This is a genomic window from Streptomyces sp. NPDC031265 (assembly GCF_055570295.1).
Window position 1 is genome coordinate 474382 of the sequence record NZ_JBVIHM010000001.1, and the last position, 17066, is coordinate 491447.

Sequence of the window (17066 nt, forward strand, 5' to 3'; positions counted from 1 at the left end):
TTGACTCGCAGAATTTCTGCGAGTACGGTCGTAGTGAAGCTGCTACTTGGTGTGATCGAGTAGCTCAACTGCTACGCAGGGAAGAGGCGTTCATGCCGTCCTTCAAGATCGATCTCTCGACCGCTGTGGTGTTCGTGGCGACTGCCCCGGTGCCGAAGCTCGCCAACGCGAAGACCGGGGAACGTGCGATGGACCGGGAGACCGGGGCTCCGCTGTCCACGGTGGGCCTGCTGGTCTCGGATGAGGGGGAGGGGAGCCTGTACCAGGTGACCATCCCGGAGACCGGCTACCAGGAGGGGCTCGCGCCCGGCATCTCGGTGAAGGTGACCGGCCTGAAGGCCCGGGACTGGGAGAACGAGTTCAACGGGCAGAAGCGCCACGGGATCTCGTTCCGCGCGATCGCGATCACGGCGGGGGTCTGACGATGTCGGACCTGTCGCTGTGGCTGGAAGGATCGGGCCTCTTAGCCGGTGCTGGTGGGGTCGCCTACACGAAGGTTCAAGCGCCGCGCCTGTACTGGGCGACGGTGGGCCTGCCGGTGACCTGGGGCCGGTTCGTCGTCTCGTACCGGACGACGATGGATGTGTGTGGTCTGACGGTGCAGCCGTCGGGGCTGCGGGCGTTCATGTCGCGCCGGATCGCCCGCAGTGAGGTGCAGCCGGTCGCGCCGAAGATCCGCCGGGTGCGGGGCACGTCGACCGGTCTCCGGGTCACGCTGCGTCTGCCCGCCGGTCTGGAGCCCGCCGACCTGGCTGCGGCCTCGGAGCGTCTTCGTCACGCCTGGGGTGTCCACGCGGTCCACGTGATCCCGACGAAACCGGGCTATGTCGAGCTGCGGATGACGGGCTATGACGTACTGCGGCGGGTGCGGATGCCGAAGAAAGCCGCCGCGCATGACCTGGTGGTTCCAGTCGCGCTGCGGGACGACGGCACCGCCTATGTGCGGGACTACCGTGAGATCCCGCACGCGCTCACCCTTGGAGCGAACCAGTCGGGCAAGTCGATGTATCAGCGCAACCTGATCAAGGGCCTGGCTCAACTGGCGGTCGCGCTGGTCGGGATCGACTGCAAACGCGGTGTCGAGCAGTCCCGCTACGCGCCACGGCTGTCGGCACTGGCCACGAACCCCGACGATGCCGCCTCCCTGATCGATGTCTTGGTTGCGGAGATGGAAGGCCGCTTCGACCTGCTCGCCAAGTCCGGCGTATCGGACCTGTGGGAGCTCCCTGAGCATCTGCGTCCGGCGTCGGTGGTGGTCCTGGTTGATGAGATCGCGGAACTGTTCCTGATCTCCTCGAAGAAGGATGAGGAACGCCGTGAGCGGATCGTCACCGGTCTGATCCGGCTGGCCCAGCTGTCCCGCGCGGTCGGCATCTACCTGGAGATCTGCGGACAGCGCTTCGGCTCTGAGCTGGGCAAGGGCGCCACGATGCTGCGGGCTCAGCTCACGGGCCGTGTGGTGCACCGCGTCAACGACAAGCAGACCGCCGAAATGGGCTTGAGCGACGTGGCACCAGAGTCCGTACCGGCCGCGTGCACGATCCCCGCCGACCGCCCAGGACAGGCTGTTGCGGCGGATGCCTCCGGCGGCTGGGGCCGCATCCGCACCCCGCTCACATCGGTCGAGGAGACCGCGGCCACGTGCCGGGAGTACGCCCACCTGATCCCGGACCTTCCGGCCCTGGAGCCGTTCCGTCCGGCCATCCGCCCGGTCCCGGTCACGGCCGTGCCGCCCAAGCCGACCACGGCTCCGGCCATTCCCTGATCTTCCCCACACCTCCGGTCGGCGCGACTGTCTCGCGCCAGGTCCCTACCCGCTTCATGCCGAAATCAGGAGGACTGCAATGCCCGGCAAGCCTTGGTTCGAGTTCACCCCGGTGGAGCGCGACGACGCCAACCGCCTCGGCATCCTGTACGAGACCTTGCAGAACGACTTGCAACTCGGGCTGCCTGTGGACCACTTCGTCATGGTCATGAGCGATGCCCTGGACTCCGAGTTCGCCGCTCGCGCCGATGGCGTCTACCCGCCAGTCGGGCACGGATACCCGTGTCTGGAGCCGTGATCTCCATGGCCGCACGCCGCAAGTCAACCGAGCCCCAGGCCAGGCCGTGCCGGGCGTGCAAGGGCACCGGAGAGGTCGCCATCTCGGTCCGCATCGGCCGCAAGCGCCGCGTCGTCGGCCAGCAGAACGGCTTCTGTCTGAACTGCTTCGGCACCGGCCCAGCCCCCACCGATTGATCACCACCGGGGCCGGGCGGCAGGAGATCCCATCCCCGCCCGGCCCCGGTCACCACGACTGCTGAAGGAGGTGAAGACCGTGAACCGCACGATCCGCCCGGACGCCGTTCTGATCCAAGCCGTGATTGCGGGGGCACTGTCCTTCGCCCACCTGCACGATCTGGCGGAAGCCGCCGGGCAGACCGGCTGGAAGGCCTGGGCCTACCCGGTCTCCGTTGACCTGCTCCTCGTCGCTGCCTGGCGACGGCTGCACACCGGCCACACGCCGCGCCTGGCGTGGTGCTGGTTCCTGATCGCCCTGGTGGCCTCGCTCGGAGCGAACGTCGCGACCGCCGGATTCCTCGACCTGGCCAACGCTCCCGCCTGGCTGCGGTTCCTGGTCGCCGGATGGCCCGCACTCGCCTTCCTCGGCGGCACCCTGCTCGCCCACAACCCCGCCGACGAGCCCGACAGTCCGGCCCCGGGCCACGCCCCGACCGCGGACGAACACAGTGCACCTGAAGTCGAGTTGCAGCGAGCCGCTGAACCGGCACCCGCCCCCGAACTGCCCGCTGCTCCAGTCCCCGTCGCGACCGCTCCGTCGGTGCCGCCCGCACTCCTTGCGCACGCACGGAAGATCGCCGACACGCACCAGGCCATGACCGGCGACCCCATCGACCGCGACGCCCTGCGCGCCCGGCTGGGACTGCCCGCACCGATGGCCGACGCCATCGCCGCCCAACTCCAACTCAGCTGACGGACAAGGAGACCCAACCATGCGCTCATCCATCGAGTCCGCCTTGCGGCGGTCCGCCGAACTGACTCGCAACAACCGGCTTGTCGAGGGTGCGGCCATCGCGGAAGCCGCGATCCACCAGGCCACCAGCGACGAACACCCCGCGATCCAGCGGTGGCTCACCGAGCACGCCGACGACTTCACCGGCCGGGAGGACTAACCCGATGGCTGTCTACCGCAACTTCCGCGATGTACGGCAGTTCGGGCCGGTGAAGGTCGCCACGTTCCTCAACGCCCGTGGGCAGAAGCGCCACGCCGCCGCCTGCACCGCCCCGCGCTGCGACTTCTCGGCGGAGTACAGCAACCGCTCGGCCGCCGAACTCGCCGCCCGTACCCACCACTGCTCCGCCTAGGAGAACTCGCCATGGACGTCCCGCTCTGGCTCGCCCTGACCGTCGTCGGATGGCTCGGCATCAAACTCACCCGCCCCCCGGCCTGGCTCGTCGCCGTACTGCTCCTGGGCGGCTTCCTCCTCGCCGGGAGCAGCTTCGCCCCCGCCATCAACACCGCGATCAAGTAACCCGATTCGGAAGGAGAACCCTTCATGATCCGGCCCAAGATCCCCGTTAACCCGCTGCCGACCGGGCTCGTCACGCCGATGGTCACAACCATCCATGAGCATCAGGCTCAGGCCCCGGCCGCATGCTCCTGCCAGCACTCCGCCCCCGCCGCTCAGCAGGCCTCTGCCCCGGCCGGTGGTTCTCCGGTGGTCGACCTGGTCAAGCGCCACCCCATGCTGATCGTCGGCGGCCTGGCGGTCGGCGCGACCCTGGCCATCGCCATGTTCCTCGCCATCGCCCTGGTCGCCGTGGCGGTGCCCATCGGCGCACTCACCGTGCGCTCGCTGCTCAACACCTCCGGGAAGGACCGCCGGTGATGGACAAGCGCGCCGATCCGATCGTCTTCGGCTCCGAGTACACCCCGATCGCTGACCCCCAGTCCTGGCGCACCGCCCCCGCACTGGTCACCCGCGATGAAGACGCCTGTCGGCGCTGGATCTGCCGGGCCGAAGGAGAAGCACAGCGCCTGCGGGCCATCGCCACCGCCCAGGCTGCCGACGCGGCCAACCTGCCCTACTAACCGGCCCCCGGAGCGGCCTCGGTCGCCAAACTTCCGCCGCTCCGGGCGCCATCCCACCTTCCCGATCCAACGGACCCGAAAGGCAAGCCCATCATGCCCCAGCACAGCTCTGCCCTGAGCCTGCCCGTGTGCCGCCACTGCGACGGCTTCCCCGTCGTCGCCATCACCATCGGCAACCGCCACCGCGACGGCTCCCGCGTCCTCCTGCGCGTCGTCTGCCCCGTCTGCAAGGGCACCGGTCACGTCCTCTCGACCGTCGCCGGCCTGGTTCCTGTCGGGCGGTCGTGATGACCTACCGCACCCGACTCCGGGTCCTTGACCTGTTCTCCTGTGCCGGCGGTGCTGCCATGGGCTACCACCGGGCCGGGTTGGAGGTCGATGGCTGCGACATCGCCGACCGGCCGCGCTACCCGTTCGCCTACCACCGGGGCGACGCCCTCGAATACCTCGCCCACCTGATCGCCACGGGCGACATCACCCGCTACACGCTCGTGCACGCCTCCCCGCCCTGCCAGGCCAAGAACACGTTGACCGTGGGAACGAACGCCTCCCAGGGCTGGGGTGGCACGCACGAAGACCTTGTGGCTCCGACCCGTGAACTCCTCGACGCGAGCGGCCTGCCGTACGTGATTGAACAGCCCAACGGCCGTGCCGCCATCCGCAAGGACGTGTCCTTGTGCGGGGAAATGTTCGGGCTCGGCGTGCTGCGGCACCGCAACTTCGAACTCGGCCGCTGGACCACCGTGCAGCCGGCCCACCCCAAGCACCGGGGCTACGTGCGCGGCTACCGGCACGGCATCTACCGCGAAGGGCCCTACGTAGCCGCCTACGGCAAGGGAGGCGGCAAGGGCGACGTAGCGGAGATGCAGACCGCCATGGGCATCACCTGGACCGACGTCCACGAAGAACTCACCGAAGCCATCCCGCCCGCATACACGCAATGGATCGGCACCGCCTTCACGACCGCCCGCCAGGAGGTGCTGGCGTGACCGACACCGCCACCCCGGCGGGCCTGGACCCGGCCACCCTCACCGACGTGCTCAGGGTGGCCGGGGCCCCCGGCTTCGACCGCCTCCAAGACCAGATCCGCCGAACCGGCGGCTGCTCCGACCCCATCCACCTCCGAGGCACGACCGTTACCCGCGACCGCGCCACCGGACAGGCCCTGCACTCCTACTGCACCGACACCGAGCCCGGCGGCACGCTCCGGATCGCCTGCGGCAACCGCCGCGCCTCCCGCTGCCCCGCCTGCGCCTGGACCTACGCCGGCGACACCTACCACCTGATCCGCGCCGGACTCGTCGGCGACCCGGACAAGGGCACCCCGCCCACCGTCCGCGACCACCCCCGCGTCTTCGCCACCCTTACCGCCCCCTCCTTCGGCCCCGTCCACAACCGGCCCGCCAATCGCCCCTGCCGCTGCGGCTCACGGCACCCCGAGGACGCCCCGGAGCTGGGCACCCCGCTCGACCCGTACGCCTACGACTACGGCAGCGCGGTCCTGTGGAACAACCACGCCTCCGACCTGTGGCGCTACTTCACGATCTACCTCCGCCGCGAGATCGCCGCCCGCGCGGGACTGACCCAGAAAGCCGCCCGCGAACAGTCCCGCGTGTCCTTCGGCAAGGTCGCCGAATATCAAAAGCGCGGTGCCGTGCACTTCCATGCCGTGATCCGCTTCGACGGCCCGGACGGACCCGACACCCCGCCCCCGGCATGGGCAACCCTCGACCTGCTCGACGGTGCCATCCGTGCTGCTGCCGCCCGCGTCCGCGTCGTCGTGCCGGCCAACGACGAATACGGCTTCATCAACGACTGGGAACTTCGCTGGGGCACACAGCTCGACGTACGCCCCATCCGGGCCTTCGGCAACGGCGAAGAGATCACCGAACAGGCAGTCGCCTCCTACGTCGCCAAGTACGCCACCAAGGCCGCCGAAACCACCGGCACCGTCGACCGCCGCATCGGCAACAAAGAAGCACTGATCCTGCTTGGCATCCCCGATCACCCCCGGCGCCTGATCCAGGCCTGCCTGGACCTGCACGACGCCTACCCGGACCGCAAGCTCCGCGACTGGGCCCACATGCTCGGCTTCCGGGGCCACTTCTCCACCAAGTCCCGCCAGTACTCCACCACCCTCGGCGCCTTACGCCAGGTCCGCGCCGACTACCGCGCCGCCCAGCACCGCGCGGCCCTCGGCCTGCCCGACCCCGAACAGAACCCGGAGGCAACCACGCTCACCCTCGCCCACTGGACCTACGCCGGCCACGGCCACACCCCCGGCGAATCCTGGCTCGCCGCCAACATCCGCCGCGACATCGAGCAGAACCGTGAACTCGCCCGGCAGGAACTACCTGTGCAACTCGACATGGAAGGAGCCGTCGCGTGACCACCGCAACTACCGCACTCCTGACGGTGCCCGAGGCCATGGCGAGGCTCAAGCTCGGCCGTACCAAGGTCTACGACCTGATTCGCACGAAGCGGCTCGTCTCCATCACCGAAGGCCGCGCCCGCCGCATCCCCGAAAGCTCCTTGGAGGCCTACATCAGTGCGCGCTTGGAAGAGGCGGCCTGATGCCCAAGCGACGCAGCCGGGGTGACGGCGGACTTCACTGGGACGACAAGCGTCAACGCTGGATCGCCTCGGCCAGCCTCGGGTTCGACCCGAGCGGCAAGCGGATCGTGAGGCGGGCCAGCGGTGTCACCAAAACGGCAGCCAAGGCCAAGCTCAAAGAGGTGCTGCGGGACTATGAGGATGGTCTCGCGATCGCGCCTAGCGGCTACACGGTCAAGGACGCGGTGACCGACTGGCTTGCCTATGGGCTCAACGGGCGGGACGCGGGGACTGTCACGACGAACACGATCCTCTGCAACACCCACGTGCTCCCCGCCCTTGGCGCTCGGAAGCTCCGAGACCTCAGCGCGGATGACGTGGACAAGTGGCTCGCTGGCAAGTCCAAGGTGCTCAGCACACGGTCGCTGGAAGCCATCCGGTCCTGTCTGAACCGGGCGGTTAAGCGGGCCATGGCGCGGGACAAGGTGAAGCGCAACGTCGTAGAGCTGTGCTCGGTCCCGGTTGGGCGCCCCGGTCGGCCGTCGAAGTCCCTCACACTCAAGCAGGCTGAGGCTGTGCTCAAGGCCGCTGAGGACTCCTCGCTCTACGCCTACTTCGTGGTGTCGCTGCTCACCGGCGGTCGAACTGAAGAGATGCGCCCCTTGAGGTGGGATCACGTTGATCTTGAGGGGGACCCGGAAGCCGATCCCGAGATCCCACCGCACATCGCCGTGTGGCGCTCGGTCCGCCGCTCCGGCGACACGAAGACCCGGAAGTCCCGTCGCACGCTCGCGCTGCCCGGTCGGGCTATCGACGCGCTGAAGATCCAGCGGGAGCGTCAGGGCTGGCAGCGTGTCGCGGCCGGTGACCAGTGGCAGGAGACGGGACTCGTCTTCACGTCGGCTGTGGGTACCGAGCTGGACGCGGCGAACGTCCGGCGTGAGTTCCGGAAGGTCATCGCGCAAGCCGCGCAGCTGCCCGGCGTCGACTTGAAACCCCACGAGTGGACCACCCGAGAGACCCGGACGTCCTTCGTCTCGATCTTGTCCGACCGGGGCATCCCGCTCGAAGAGATCTCCCGACTCGTCGGCCACTCCAGTACGGCTGTGACGGAGGAGGTCTACCGGAAGCAGATCCGCCCGGTGATCCAGACTGGGGCCACCGCCATGAACGGGATCTTCGGCACCCCGCCGCCTCCGAAGCGGTAGTCACGCAGTTAGACACGCAGCAACAGACAGAGGCCCTCTCCCCGAAGGGAAAGGGCCTCTGGCCTTGTACTTAGCTGTCGGGGTGGCGGGATTTGAACCCACGACCTCTTCGTCCCGAACGAAGCGCGCTGCCAAGCTGCGCTACACCCCGATGTCACCGGTTGTCGCGGCGACGTCGTTTACTTTAGCCCACCGGCGGCCGGAGACGAAATCCGGTTTCGGGGGGCGGTCAGGGGCGGGGCGTCAGGGTCAGCAGGGTTGCCTCCGGGGGGCAGGCGAAGCGGACCGGGGTGTAGCGGTTCGTGCCGCAGCCCGCCGAGACGTGCAGGTAGGCGCGGTTGTCGTCCGCCTCGTGGGTGGAGAGGCCCTTCACCCGGTCCGTGTCCAGGTCGCAGTTGGTGACCAGGGCCCCGTAGAAGGGGACGCACAGCTGGCCGCCGTGGGTGTGGCCGGCCAGGATCAGGGGGTAGCCGTCGGCGGTGAAGGCGTCGAGGGAGCGGATGTAGGGGGCGTGGACCACCGCGATCGACAGGTCCGCGTCCTTGTCCGGGCCGCCCTCCACCTTCGCGTACCGGTCGCGCTTGATGTGCGGGTCGTCCAGGCCGGTGAACGCGAGCTCCAGCCCGTCCAGCTTCAGCCGGCCCCGCGCGTTGCTGAGGCCGATCCAGCCCGCCGCGTCGAACGCGTCCTGGAGTTCCTCCCACGGGTTGTGGACGACGCCGACGGCGGGCGCGTTGCCGTTCAGGCCGTGCTTGCCCCGGGCCTTCTCGATCAGATAGCGGGCCGGGTTGCGCAGCTTCGGGCCGTAGTAGTCGTTCGAGCCGAAGACGTACACCCCGGGGAAGTCCATCAGCGGGCCCAGCGCGTCCAGGACCTCCGGTACGCCCTCCGGGTCCGACAGGTTGTCGCCCGTGTTGACCACGAAGTCCGGGCGCAGCCCCGCCAGCGACTGCAGCCAGGCGCGCTTCTTGCGCTGGCCGCCGACCATGTGGATGTCCGAGACCTGGAGTACGCGCAGCGGCCGAGCGCCGCTCGGCAGCACCGGCACCGTCACCCGGCGGAGCCGGAAGGACCGGGCTTCGAAGCCGGCCGCATAGGCGATGCCGGCCGCGCCGATCGCCGTGATCGCCGCCGTTGTCTTCAGAGGAATCCCGTATCGCGCGCGCATGCGTCCATCGTTGCAGACGTACGTACGCCTACGGTCTTCGCGGGTGGCTCGGCGGCCTCCCGTACGCCCCCCGCCGCGCCCCGCGCACGCCCGTCCCCGTGCTCCCGGCGCGAAACTGGCACGCGCCCCGGGGGCGCCACCTGCCACACTGGGGCGCATGACCACGCTCAAGGCCACGCTCAAGGAACACCTCACCACCGCCATGAAGGCGCGCGACGAGATGCGCTCGTCGACGCTGCGACTGACCCTCACCGCCATCGCCAAGGAGGAGGTCGCGGGCAAGAGCGCGCGCGAGCTCTCCGACGACGAGGTGCTGCAGGTGATCGCCAAGGAGGCGAAGAAGCGGCGTGAGGCGGCCGAGGCGTTCGAGCAGGGCGGCCGGGCCGAGTCGGCCGCGAAGGAGCGGGCCGAGGGGGAGATCCTCGACGCTTACCTGCCCAAGCAGCTGTCCGACGACGAGCTGACCGCGATCGTCGGCCAGGCCGTCGAGGAGGCGAAGGCCGCGGGCGCGGCGGGGCCGCAGGCCATGGGCGCCGTGATGAAGATCGTGAAGCCGAAGGTGGCGGGGCTGGCGGACGGCGGGCGGGTAGCCGCCACGGTCAAGCGCCTCCTGGCGGGCTGACGCCCCCCCACGTACAGATGTGAAAGGGGCGCCCGGGATCACCCGGGCGCCCCTTTCACACGCCAGCCATGAAGGCCAAGGGCCAGGGCTACGGGAAGTTCCCCCCGATCGCCCCGTCCGTCGCCCCGCCGATCACTCCCGGGGGGATGGAGATGCCGGGGTTCGGCGGGACCGTGATGCCGCCGCCCGGCTTGTTGTCGCCGCCGCCGGGGCGGTGCTTCCTGCCGCCCTTGCCCTTGCCGTTGTCCTGGGCGTTGTCGCCCGCGTCGCCCGCCGGCGGGTCCTTGGGCTGAGGGTCGGGGATGTTGACCGTCACGAAGTTGGGGGCCGGCTGGCCGGAGAGGGCGCCCGTCATGGCGTCCTTCCAGATCGGTCCGGGGACCTCACCGCCGTACACCTTCTCCTTGTACACGCCGCCGATCGTGATGTTCTCCATCTCGACGCTCTGCGACGGGCTGCCGACCCACACCGCGCCCGACATGTTCGGCGTGTAACCGACGAACCAGGCGTTCTTGCGCTGGTCGGTGGTACCGGTCTTGCCCGCGTTGTCGCGGTCCGACAGACCGGCCAGCGCACCCGTACCGGAGTCGGTCACGCCGCGCAGCAGCGTGTTGACGCTGTCCGCCGTGGTCTGGGACATCGCCTGGCTGCACGAGGACTTCGGCACCGGCAGCGCCGTGCCGTCCGCCTTCTTGATCGACTCGATGGCGACCGGAGTGCAGTACGTGCCCCGGTTGGCGAAGGCCGCGTACGCGCTCGCCATGTTCAGCGGGGAGATACCGGTGGAGCCCAGCGTCAGCGCGGACGGCACCATCGGGAGCTTCGCGCCGTTGCCCTGCACCACGTGCAGCTTGTCGGTCATCTGCGACACCGGGCACATGCCGATCTCGCCGAGCATCTGCACGAAGTACGTGTTGACGGATTTCTCCATCGCCGTCTTCAGCGGGTACGGCCCCTTCTCGGACTCGTTCTCGTTCTCCAGGTGCTCGTCGTTGATGTTCACCCACGGCTTGCCGCTGCACGTCTGCACGGTCGCCGGGTAGTCCATCTCGTACGGCGACGGGTACTGCTGCGTCGGCGGCTTGCCGCCCTCGATCGCGGCGGCGGCCAGGAACGGCTTGAACGTCGAACCGACCGGGAAGCCGTAGTTCGATCCGCCCATCTGCTTGTTCACCGAGAAGTTGATCTGCGTCTCGTGGCTGCCGAAGCCGTACGGCCGCGACTGGCCCATCGCCATGATCCTGCCGGTGCCGGGCTGGACCAGCGTCACGGCGGTGGCGACCTTGTCCGACTGGTAGACGTGGCCCTTGATGGAGGCCTGGGTGGACTGCTGGGCCTGCGGGTCCAGGGTCGTACGGACCGTCAGACCGCCCTGGTTCCACAGCTTGGCCCGCTCCTCCTTGGTCTTGCCGAAGACCGGGTCGGAGAGGAAGACCTCGCGCACGTAGTCGCAGAAGAAGCCCGCGCCGCTGACGGCCGTGATGCAGCCGTTCTTCGGCTTGGAGACCTTCAGCTTGATCGGCGCGGACTTGGCGCGGTCCGCCTCGGCCTGCGAGACGTCCTTCATGTCGGCCATCCGCTGCAGGACCGTGTCGCGGCGCTTCTTGGCCTCCTGCGCGTCGTTGACCGGGTCGTACCGGCTCGGCGACTGGACGATGCCCGCCAGCATGGCGGCCTCCTCCAGCTTCAGGTCCTTGGCCGGCTTGGAGAAGTAGCGCTTGGCGGCGGCCTCGACGCCGTACGCCTGCTGCCCGAAGAACGTGATGTTGAGGTAGTTCTCCAGGATCTTCTTCTTGCCGAGCTCCTCCTCGACCTGGATCGCGTACTTGAGCTCCTTGACCTTGCGGCCGAGCGTCTGCTGGGTGGCCTCGGCGACCTTGTCGGGGTCGTCGCCGGCCTCCTCCACGAAGACGTTCTTCACGTACTGCTGGGTGAGGGTGGACGCTCCCTGGGCCACCCCGCCCGACGTGGCGTTCTTGTTGACCGCGCGCAGCACGCCCTTGAGGTCGATCGCGCCGTGCTCGTAGAAGCGCGAGTCCTCGATCGCGACGATCGCCTTCTGCATGTACGGCGAGATGTCCGCGAGCGGGACCACCGTGCGGTCGCGCGAGTACACCGTCGCGATCTGACCGCCCTTGGAGTCCAGGATCGAGGTGCGCTGACTCAGCGGCGGGGTCTTCAGATTGGCGGGGATCTCGTCGAACCCCTCGACCGTGCCCTTGGCCGCGAGCCCCAGCGCGCCGAACGCAGGCAGCGCGATGCCCGCGAGCACGGCTCCGGAGAGCACACTCACCCCGACGAACTTGGCGGCCTGCTGGGTCCCGGTCAGACCACCGCCCGAGCGCTTCTTTGCCATGGGGGCAGCCTACGTTCTGATTCGCCGGACACGGGTCAATGCTCTGGCCTAAGCTGCCCTCAACTGTCACAGCAGTGCGGTTGCGCATCAAGTCGATGTTTATTGCTGTTCGGCTCTCGCAAGAGGGCGGCCGTGCGGATTCGCCGCCCGTTTACGCCTCATGCGTCACCAGGCGTCCGTTGTGGCTCAACTGAAACGTCCCGCTTGGTCGGGTTTCTCACGTTTGTCCCCAGCTCACTCCGTTGGGTGATCTGCCGCATACGCATAGTCCGTTCGGGCCATTCAAGATTGGGCCCGAAGGGGGTGTTGCGCTGTGCCCACCTTCCGTAACGTCCTCAACTGGCAGCGGTGAATATGCCTCTGCCGCCGTGGGGGAGCCTCGATTCGGGAGAGGACGGCGCCGGCATGGGCTGGGTAACCGACTGGAGTGCGCAGGCAGCCTGCCGCACTACCGATCCGGACGAACTGTTCGTACAGGGTGCGGCTCAGAACAGGGCGAAGGCGGTGTGCACCGGATGTCCGGTGCGGACCGAGTGCCTCGCGGACGCACTGGACAACCGCGTCGAATTCGGCGTGTGGGGCGGAATGACGGAGCGGGAGCGCCGCGCACTGCTGCGCCGACGACCCACCGTCACGTCCTGGCGCCGTCTCTTGGAGACGGCGCGTACGGAGTACGAGCGCAGCACGGGCATCCTGCCCGTGCTCATGGACGACGAGGAGGCGTACGCCTACCGGCACGCCATGGATGAGACGTACGCGGCCGTGGGGTAAGCCCGCGCACGTACGGCACGTACGACACGTACGTAACCAGACGTATCAGAACGCTCCGGCCGTCTCTTCCTGGGCCGCGAGCCGTTCCCCGATGGCCCGGAGCCCGGCGAGATCGTGTACGTCGCCGGGCAGGGCGGCCACTTCGGCCACCGGGACTTCGGGGTGGAGCGCGGTGAAGCGATCGCGCGTGCGCTGTTCGCGGGCGAGCACCTGCATCCGCTCGGCGTGCAGGCGCAGGAGACCGGCGGTCAGCCGGTCGACCGACACGCCGTCTTCGGATCCGGTGGGGGAGGGAGCTTCGGGAGAGGAACCACCGGTGCCACGATCTTCAGCCTTCCCGCACCCCTGATCGACAATGCGGCCGTCGACAAGATTTTCCCCAGGACCCTCGGTGGGCTCCTGGGTGGCGTCCTCCTCCAAGCGCTCCGCCGCCGCGAGCGCCCGCTCGGCCGACAGCCGGGCCGCGCCGCTGCCGTGCACCCGGTTGAGCACCAGACCGGCCAGTGGCATCGAGTCGGCCGCCAGCCGCTCCACGAAGTACGCGGCCTCGCGCAGCGCGTCCCGCTCCGGCGCCGCGACCACGAGGAACGCGGTCCCGGGTGCCTGGAGCAGCCGGTAGGTGGCGTCGGCGCGGGTGCGGAAGCCGCCGAACATCGTGTCCATCGCCGCCACGAACGTCTGGACGTCCCGCAGCAGCTGGCCGCCGAGGAGTTTGCCGAGCGTGCCGGTCATCATCGACATGCCGACGTTGAGGAACTTCATCCCGGCCCGGCCGCCCATCTTGGCGGGGGCCATCAGCAGCCGGATGAACTTGCCGTCCAGGAACGACCCCAGCCGCTTCGGCGCGTCCAGGAAGTCCAGCGCCGAGCGCGACGGCGGGGTGTCGACGATGATCAGGTCCCACTCGTCGCGGGCCCGCAGCTGGCCCAGCTTCTCCATCGCCATGTACTCCTGCGTGCCCGCGAAGCCGGCCGACAGGGACTGGTAGAAGGGGTTGGAGAGGATCGCCCGGGAGCGCTCGGGGTCCGCGTGCGCCTCGACGATCTCGTCGAAGGTCCGCTTCATGTCGAGCATCATGGCGTGCAGCTCGCCGTCGCCCTCGACGTCCTTGACCCGGCGCGGGGTGTTGTCGAGGGTGTCGATGCCCATGGACTGGGCGAGCCGGCGGGCCGGGTCGATGGTCAGCACGACCACCTTGCGGCCGCGCTCGGCGGCCCGCAGCCCCAGCGCCGCCGCCGTCGTGGTCTTGCCCACCCCGCCGGATCCGCAGCACACCACGATCCGCGTCTTCGGGTCGTCGAGCAGGGGATCGATGCCGAGCGGCGCGGCCGCGTCCATGGTCACTTCCCCACCCCGAGCTTTCGCAGTCGTGTGGCCAGGCGGTAGAGCCCGGCCAGGTCCATTCCCTCGCCGATCAGGGGCAGTTCGTACGCCGGAAGCCCCAACGAGCCGACCACCGCACGCTGTTCGCGCTCCAGCTCCACCCGCTCGGCGTGCTCGGCGGCCTCCTGGAGCAGCGGGGTGACCAGCTTGGCCGAGCCGGTGACCCCGGCGCGGGTGAGCGACTTGGCGACCTCCTTGCGCCGGTCGCCGGTGACGCCCCGGACCGCCTCCTCGTCGAGCAGGTGGGGGCGGACCATGTTCACGATGACCGCGCCGGTCGGCAGCTCGGCGGCGCGCAGCTCGGCGATCCCGTCGGCGGTCTCCTGGACGGGCATCTCCTCCAGGAGCGTCACCAGGTGCACGGCCGTCTCGGGGGACTTGAGCACCCGCATCACGGCCTGCGCCTGATTGTGTATCGGGCCGATCTTGGCGAGCCCGGCGACCTCGTCGTTGACGTTGAGGAAGCGGGTGATCCGCCCGGTGGGCGGGGCGTCCATGACCACATGGTCGTACGCGTACCGCCCCTGCTTGTCCTTACGCCTGACGGCTTCGCACGCCTTGCCGGTCAGCAGGACGTCACGGACGCCCGGGGCGATGGTGGTGGCGAAGTCGATGGCGCCGAGCTTCTTCAGGGCGCGGCCCGCCGAGCCCAGTTTGTAGAACATCTGGAGGTAGTCGAGCAGGGCTCGCTCGGCGTCGATCGCCAGCGCGTGCACCTCCCCGCCGCCCGGCGCCACGGCGATCTTCCGCTCCTCGTACGGAAAGGCTTCCGTCTCGAAGAGCTGTGCGATGCCCTGTCTGCCCTCGACCTCGACGAGGAGCGTGCGCTTGCCCTCCGTCGCGAGGGCGAGCGCGAGGGCAGCGGCGACCGTGGTCTTGCCGGTACCGCCCTTGCCGCTGACGACCTGGAGCCTGCTCACGCCATCGAGCCTAACCAGTCCCCAGGCGGCCTACGCATGAGGCTGCCTCCGCCAGCGGCTACAGTCGGCCCCATGACCAAGTGGGAATACGCGACCGTGCCCCTTCTCGTGCACGCGACCAAGCAGATTCTGGACACCTGGGGCGAGGACGGCTGGGAGCTGGTCCAGGTCGTTCCCGGGCCGAACAACCCCGAGCAGCTGGTGGCCTACCTGAAGCGGGAGAAGCAGGCATGAGCGGCGAGGTGGAGGCGAAGCTGGCCGAACTCGGCCTGACGCTGCCGGAGGTCGTGCCGCCGCTGGCCGCGTACCAGCCGGCCGTGCGCTCCGGTGTGTACGTGTACACGTCCGGGCAGCTGCCGATCGTCGAGGGCAAGCTCACACTGACCGGCAAGGTCGGTGCGGAGGTTACGGCCGAGGAGGCGAAGGACGCGGCGCGTATTTGTGCGCTGAACGCCCTCGCGGCCGTGAAGTCGGTGGCGGGTGACCTCGATCGCATCGCGCGCGTGGTCAAGGTCGTCGGGTTCGTGGCCTCCGCGAGCGACTTCACGGGGCAGCCGGGCGTCATCAACGGTGCGAGCGAGCTGCTCGGTGCGGTCCTGGGCGACAAGGGTGTGCACGCCCGCAGCGCGGTCGGCGTCGCGGTCCTCCCGCTGGACGCGCCGGTCGAGGTCGAGATCCAGGTCGAGCTGACGGATTGAGCCGGTCTCGGTCTGCGGACCGTGCTGGGCTGAGCGCGCAGTTCCGCGCCCCTGAAGGCCTGGGGCCGACCCAAGTTGTCAGGGTGCGGCGGACTGCCTGAGGGGCGCGGGGAACTGCGCGGTCGGCCCCACCGGCTCGCAGAGGAAGACCGGGCCGAAAAGGGGCGCGGGTAACCGCGCGATCAGCCCCGCACGGTCCGCAGCCGAAGCACCGCCCCCGCGAAAGCCACCCGCAGCCGAAGCACTGCCCCCGCGAGAGCTAGCCGCAGCCGCAGGACCGGCGGATCACCAACCGCGAAGGGAACTGCTTCAGGCGTTCCCGTCGGGAGCCCGCCACGCGGAGCGCGTCGTCCAGGACCAGGTCCACGGCCGCGCGGGCCATCGCGGGGCGGTCGGAGGCGACCGTGGTGAGGGGCGGGTCCGTGAGACCCGCCTCCTTCACGTCGTCGAAGCCCGCGACCGCCAGCTCACCCGGCACGTCGATGCGCAGCTCACGAGCCGCGCGCAGCACGCCGATCGCCTGGTCGTCGGTGGAGCAGAAGATCGCCGGCGGCCGGTCGGGCCCGGCGAGGATCTCCAGCGCGACCTGGTACGCGTCGTAGCGGTTGTACGGGGCCTGGAAGAGGCGCCCGTCCACCGAGCGCCCGGACTCCAGCATCGCCCGCCGCCAGCCCTCCACGTGGTCGGCCACCGGGTCGCCGACCGCCGGGGTCGACTCGACCCCGCCGAGGCACGCCACGTACGCGTGGCCGTGTTCGAGGAGGTGGCGGGTGGCCAGCTGGGCCCCGCCGATGTCGTCCGTGACGACGGCCACGTCGTCGATCGCCTCCGGCCGTTCGTGGAGGAGCACCACGCGCGCGTCCCAGGCGTCGATCTCGGCCGCCGCGCGCTCGCTGGGACCCTGGCTGACCAGGATCAGACCGGCGACCCGCATACCGAGGAACGCCCGCAGATAGTGGACCTCGCGGTCGTCCAGATAGTCGGAGTTGCCGACCAGGACCATTTTCCCGCGCTCGGCCGCCGCCTGCTCCACCGCGTGCGCCATCTCCGCGAAGAACGGCTGGCGCGCGTCCGGGACGATCATGCCTATGAGGTCCGTGCGCCGGGAGGCCATCGCCTGGGCGACCCGGTCGGGCCGGTAGCCCAGCTCTTTGATCGCGGCGAGTACCCGCTCGCGCGTGGCCGGGGCGACCGGCCTCGGTCCGTTGTTGATGACATAGCTGACGACCGCGGTCGACGTACCCGCAAGTCTCGCCACATCATCCCGCGTCACCTTGGCCACGAGCGGGAGTC

General features: G+C 69.4%; 24 protein-coding genes and 1 tRNA gene. 19 read left to right on the top strand and 6 right to left on the bottom strand.

The features are described 5' to 3' along the window. The first annotated feature begins 92 nt into the window (after positions 1-92). From ACZ499_RS02250 to ACZ499_RS02320, 15 genes are all read left to right on the top strand, one after another. Positions 93-422, top strand: coding sequence for an SCO3933 family regulatory protein (locus ACZ499_RS02250; RefSeq protein WP_468671276.1), 330 nt, complete (start codon positions 93-95; stop codon positions 420-422). 2 nt (positions 423-424) lie between these two features. After that, positions 425-1765, top strand: a complete 1341-nt coding sequence (locus tag ACZ499_RS02255; RefSeq protein ID WP_468671279.1) for an FtsK/SpoIIIE domain-containing protein — start codon at positions 425-427, stop codon at positions 1763-1765. A 79-nt stretch (positions 1766-1844) separates the two neighbouring features. Further along, positions 1845-2063 (top strand): hypothetical protein, encoded by a 219-nt coding sequence (locus ACZ499_RS02260; RefSeq protein ID WP_468671282.1) that lies wholly within the window; start codon positions 1845-1847, stop codon positions 2061-2063. Between the two features lie 5 nt (positions 2064-2068). Beyond that, positions 2069-2239 (top strand): hypothetical protein, encoded by a 171-nt coding sequence (locus tag ACZ499_RS02265; RefSeq protein WP_468671284.1) that lies wholly within the window; start codon positions 2069-2071, stop codon positions 2237-2239. A gap of 79 nt (positions 2240-2318) precedes the next feature. Next, the gene (locus ACZ499_RS02270; RefSeq protein WP_468671285.1) at positions 2319-2975 is read left to right on the top strand and encodes a DUF2637 domain-containing protein; all 657 of its coding nucleotides are present in this window, start codon (positions 2319-2321) and stop codon (positions 2973-2975) included. A gap of 19 nt (positions 2976-2994) precedes the next feature. After that, entirely contained in the window at positions 2995-3174 is a 180-nt protein-coding gene (locus tag ACZ499_RS02275; RefSeq protein WP_468671289.1) for a hypothetical protein, read from the top strand. Between the two features lie 4 nt (positions 3175-3178). Further along, on the top strand, positions 3179-3367 hold the full coding sequence (locus ACZ499_RS02280; protein WP_468671293.1) for a mobile element transfer protein: 189 nt from the start codon (positions 3179-3181) through the stop codon (positions 3365-3367). 11 nt (positions 3368-3378) lie between these two features. After that, positions 3379-3534: a hypothetical protein gene (locus tag ACZ499_RS02285; protein WP_468671297.1), complete on the top strand. Its 156-nt coding sequence runs from the start codon at positions 3379-3381 to the stop codon at positions 3532-3534. A 24-nt stretch (positions 3535-3558) separates the two neighbouring features. Continuing rightward, positions 3559-3891, top strand: coding sequence for a SpdD-like protein (locus tag ACZ499_RS02290; RefSeq protein ID WP_468671301.1), 333 nt, complete (start codon positions 3559-3561; stop codon positions 3889-3891). Continuing rightward, positions 3891-4094, top strand: a complete 204-nt coding sequence (locus ACZ499_RS02295; protein ID WP_468671305.1) for a hypothetical protein — start codon at positions 3891-3893, stop codon at positions 4092-4094. Before ACZ499_RS02290 ends, ACZ499_RS02295 begins: the two co-directional genes overlap by 1 nt. A 93-nt stretch (positions 4095-4187) precedes the next feature. Next, positions 4188-4382, top strand: coding sequence for a hypothetical protein (locus tag ACZ499_RS02300; RefSeq protein WP_468671308.1), 195 nt, complete (start codon positions 4188-4190; stop codon positions 4380-4382). Next, positions 4382-5083 carry a DNA methylase gene (locus ACZ499_RS02305; protein ID WP_468671311.1) on the top strand — a complete coding sequence of 234 codons (702 nt, stop codon included), beginning with the start codon at positions 4382-4384 and terminating at the stop codon, positions 5081-5083. The genes ACZ499_RS02300 and ACZ499_RS02305 overlap by 1 nt, the downstream gene beginning before the upstream one ends. Next, a complete protein-coding gene (gene repSA, locus ACZ499_RS02310) occupies positions 5080-6483 on the top strand; it encodes a replication initiator protein RepSA (RefSeq protein WP_468671314.1) in 1404 nt (467 codons plus the stop codon). The genes ACZ499_RS02305 and repSA overlap by 4 nt, the downstream gene beginning before the upstream one ends. After that, positions 6480-6668 (top strand): helix-turn-helix domain-containing protein, encoded by a 189-nt coding sequence (locus ACZ499_RS02315; protein ID WP_468671318.1) that lies wholly within the window; start codon positions 6480-6482, stop codon positions 6666-6668. Before repSA ends, ACZ499_RS02315 begins: the two co-directional genes overlap by 4 nt. Then, entirely contained in the window at positions 6668-7855 is a 1188-nt protein-coding gene (locus tag ACZ499_RS02320) for a site-specific integrase (protein ID WP_468671320.1), read from the top strand. The genes ACZ499_RS02315 and ACZ499_RS02320 overlap by 1 nt, the downstream gene beginning before the upstream one ends. A gap of 77 nt (positions 7856-7932) precedes the next feature. On the opposite strand, the gene ACZ499_RS02325 is transcribed toward ACZ499_RS02320, so the two are convergent. Both ACZ499_RS02325 and ACZ499_RS02330 read right to left on the bottom strand, forming a co-directional pair. Next, a tRNA-Pro gene (locus tag ACZ499_RS02325) sits at positions 7933-8006 on the bottom strand. A 78-nt stretch (positions 8007-8084) separates the two neighbouring features. Next, positions 8085-9023, bottom strand: a complete 939-nt coding sequence (locus ACZ499_RS02330; RefSeq protein WP_468671322.1) for a metallophosphoesterase — start codon at positions 9021-9023, stop codon at positions 8085-8087. Between the two features lie 157 nt (positions 9024-9180). On the opposite strand from ACZ499_RS02330, the gene ACZ499_RS02335 reads away from it, so the two are divergent. Next, complete coding sequence (locus ACZ499_RS02335) at positions 9181-9645, top strand: GatB/YqeY domain-containing protein (protein WP_371653484.1); 465 nt, start codon at positions 9181-9183, stop codon at positions 9643-9645. Between the two features lie 88 nt (positions 9646-9733). Here the strand turns inward: ACZ499_RS02335 and ACZ499_RS02340 are convergent, their stop codons facing one another. Beyond that, positions 9734-12001, bottom strand: a complete 2268-nt coding sequence (locus ACZ499_RS02340) for a transglycosylase domain-containing protein (protein WP_468671324.1) — start codon at positions 11999-12001, stop codon at positions 9734-9736. A 405-nt stretch (positions 12002-12406) separates the two neighbouring features. Here ACZ499_RS02340 and ACZ499_RS02345 point away from each other — a divergent pair, with 405 nt between their 5' ends. After that, complete coding sequence (locus ACZ499_RS02345; RefSeq protein WP_468671326.1) at positions 12407-12772, top strand: WhiB family transcriptional regulator; 366 nt, start codon at positions 12407-12409, stop codon at positions 12770-12772. A gap of 45 nt (positions 12773-12817) precedes the next feature. Here ACZ499_RS02345 and bagB read toward each other — a convergent pair whose 3' ends face one another. After that, positions 12818-14110: an ATPase BagB gene (gene bagB / locus ACZ499_RS02350; protein WP_468671328.1), complete on the bottom strand. Its 1293-nt coding sequence runs from the start codon at positions 14108-14110 to the stop codon at positions 12818-12820. Positions 14111-14112: 2 nt separating this feature from the next. Continuing rightward, entirely contained in the window at positions 14113-15075 is a 963-nt protein-coding gene (gene bagA, locus ACZ499_RS02355; protein WP_468671332.1) for an ATPase BagA, read from the bottom strand. 72 nt (positions 15076-15147) lie between these two features. Here bagA and ACZ499_RS02360 point away from each other — a divergent pair, with 72 nt between their 5' ends. Together ACZ499_RS02360 and ACZ499_RS02365 are read left to right on the top strand one after the other, a co-directional pair. Continuing rightward, positions 15148-15309, top strand: coding sequence for a DUF4177 domain-containing protein (locus ACZ499_RS02360; RefSeq protein WP_003975360.1), 162 nt, complete (start codon positions 15148-15150; stop codon positions 15307-15309). Continuing rightward, a complete protein-coding gene (locus ACZ499_RS02365) occupies positions 15306-15773 on the top strand; it encodes a RidA family protein (protein ID WP_468407780.1) in 468 nt (155 codons plus the stop codon). Before ACZ499_RS02360 ends, ACZ499_RS02365 begins: the two co-directional genes overlap by 4 nt. A 259-nt stretch (positions 15774-16032) precedes the next feature. On the opposite strand, the gene ACZ499_RS02370 is transcribed toward ACZ499_RS02365, so the two are convergent. Then, positions 16033-17055, bottom strand: coding sequence for a LacI family DNA-binding transcriptional regulator (locus ACZ499_RS02370; RefSeq protein ID WP_385543021.1), 1023 nt, complete (start codon positions 17053-17055; stop codon positions 16033-16035). Between the last annotated feature and the right edge of the window lie 11 nt (positions 17056-17066).

Coding starts and splice junctions, on each gene's coding strand:
- ACZ499_RS02285 (WP_468671297.1), top strand. CDS start 3,379: ATGGACGTCCCGCTCTGGCTCGCCCTGACCGTCGTCGGATGGCTCGGC.
- ACZ499_RS02265 (WP_468671284.1), top strand. CDS start 2,069: ATGGCCGCACGCCGCAAGTCAACCGAGCCCCAGGCCAGGCCGTGCCGG.
- ACZ499_RS02250 (WP_468671276.1), top strand. CDS start 93: ATGCCGTCCTTCAAGATCGATCTCTCGACCGCTGTGGTGTTCGTGGCG.
- ACZ499_RS02275 (WP_468671289.1), top strand. CDS start 2,995: ATGCGCTCATCCATCGAGTCCGCCTTGCGGCGGTCCGCCGAACTGACT.
- ACZ499_RS02360 (WP_003975360.1), top strand. CDS start 15,148: ATGACCAAGTGGGAATACGCGACCGTGCCCCTTCTCGTGCACGCGACC.
- ACZ499_RS02300 (WP_468671308.1), top strand. CDS start 4,188: ATGCCCCAGCACAGCTCTGCCCTGAGCCTGCCCGTGTGCCGCCACTGC.
- ACZ499_RS02365 (WP_468407780.1), top strand. CDS start 15,306: ATGAGCGGCGAGGTGGAGGCGAAGCTGGCCGAACTCGGCCTGACGCTG.
- ACZ499_RS02280 (WP_468671293.1), top strand. CDS start 3,179: ATGGCTGTCTACCGCAACTTCCGCGATGTACGGCAGTTCGGGCCGGTG.
- ACZ499_RS02330 (WP_468671322.1), bottom strand. CDS start 9,023: ATGCGCGCGCGATACGGGATTCCTCTGAAGACAACGGCGGCGATCACG.
- bagB (WP_468671328.1), bottom strand. CDS start 14,110: ATGGACGCGGCCGCGCCGCTCGGCATCGATCCCCTGCTCGACGACCCG.
- ACZ499_RS02335 (WP_371653484.1), top strand. CDS start 9,181: ATGACCACGCTCAAGGCCACGCTCAAGGAACACCTCACCACCGCCATG.
- ACZ499_RS02255 (WP_468671279.1), top strand. CDS start 425: ATGTCGGACCTGTCGCTGTGGCTGGAAGGATCGGGCCTCTTAGCCGGT.
- ACZ499_RS02290 (WP_468671301.1), top strand. CDS start 3,559: ATGATCCGGCCCAAGATCCCCGTTAACCCGCTGCCGACCGGGCTCGTC.
- ACZ499_RS02305 (WP_468671311.1), top strand. CDS start 4,382: ATGACCTACCGCACCCGACTCCGGGTCCTTGACCTGTTCTCCTGTGCC.
- ACZ499_RS02345 (WP_468671326.1), top strand. CDS start 12,407: ATGGGCTGGGTAACCGACTGGAGTGCGCAGGCAGCCTGCCGCACTACC.
- ACZ499_RS02295 (WP_468671305.1), top strand. CDS start 3,891: ATGGACAAGCGCGCCGATCCGATCGTCTTCGGCTCCGAGTACACCCCG.
- ACZ499_RS02260 (WP_468671282.1), top strand. CDS start 1,845: ATGCCCGGCAAGCCTTGGTTCGAGTTCACCCCGGTGGAGCGCGACGAC.
- ACZ499_RS02340 (WP_468671324.1), bottom strand. CDS start 12,001: ATGGCAAAGAAGCGCTCGGGCGGTGGTCTGACCGGGACCCAGCAGGCC.
- ACZ499_RS02320 (WP_468671320.1), top strand. CDS start 6,668: ATGCCCAAGCGACGCAGCCGGGGTGACGGCGGACTTCACTGGGACGAC.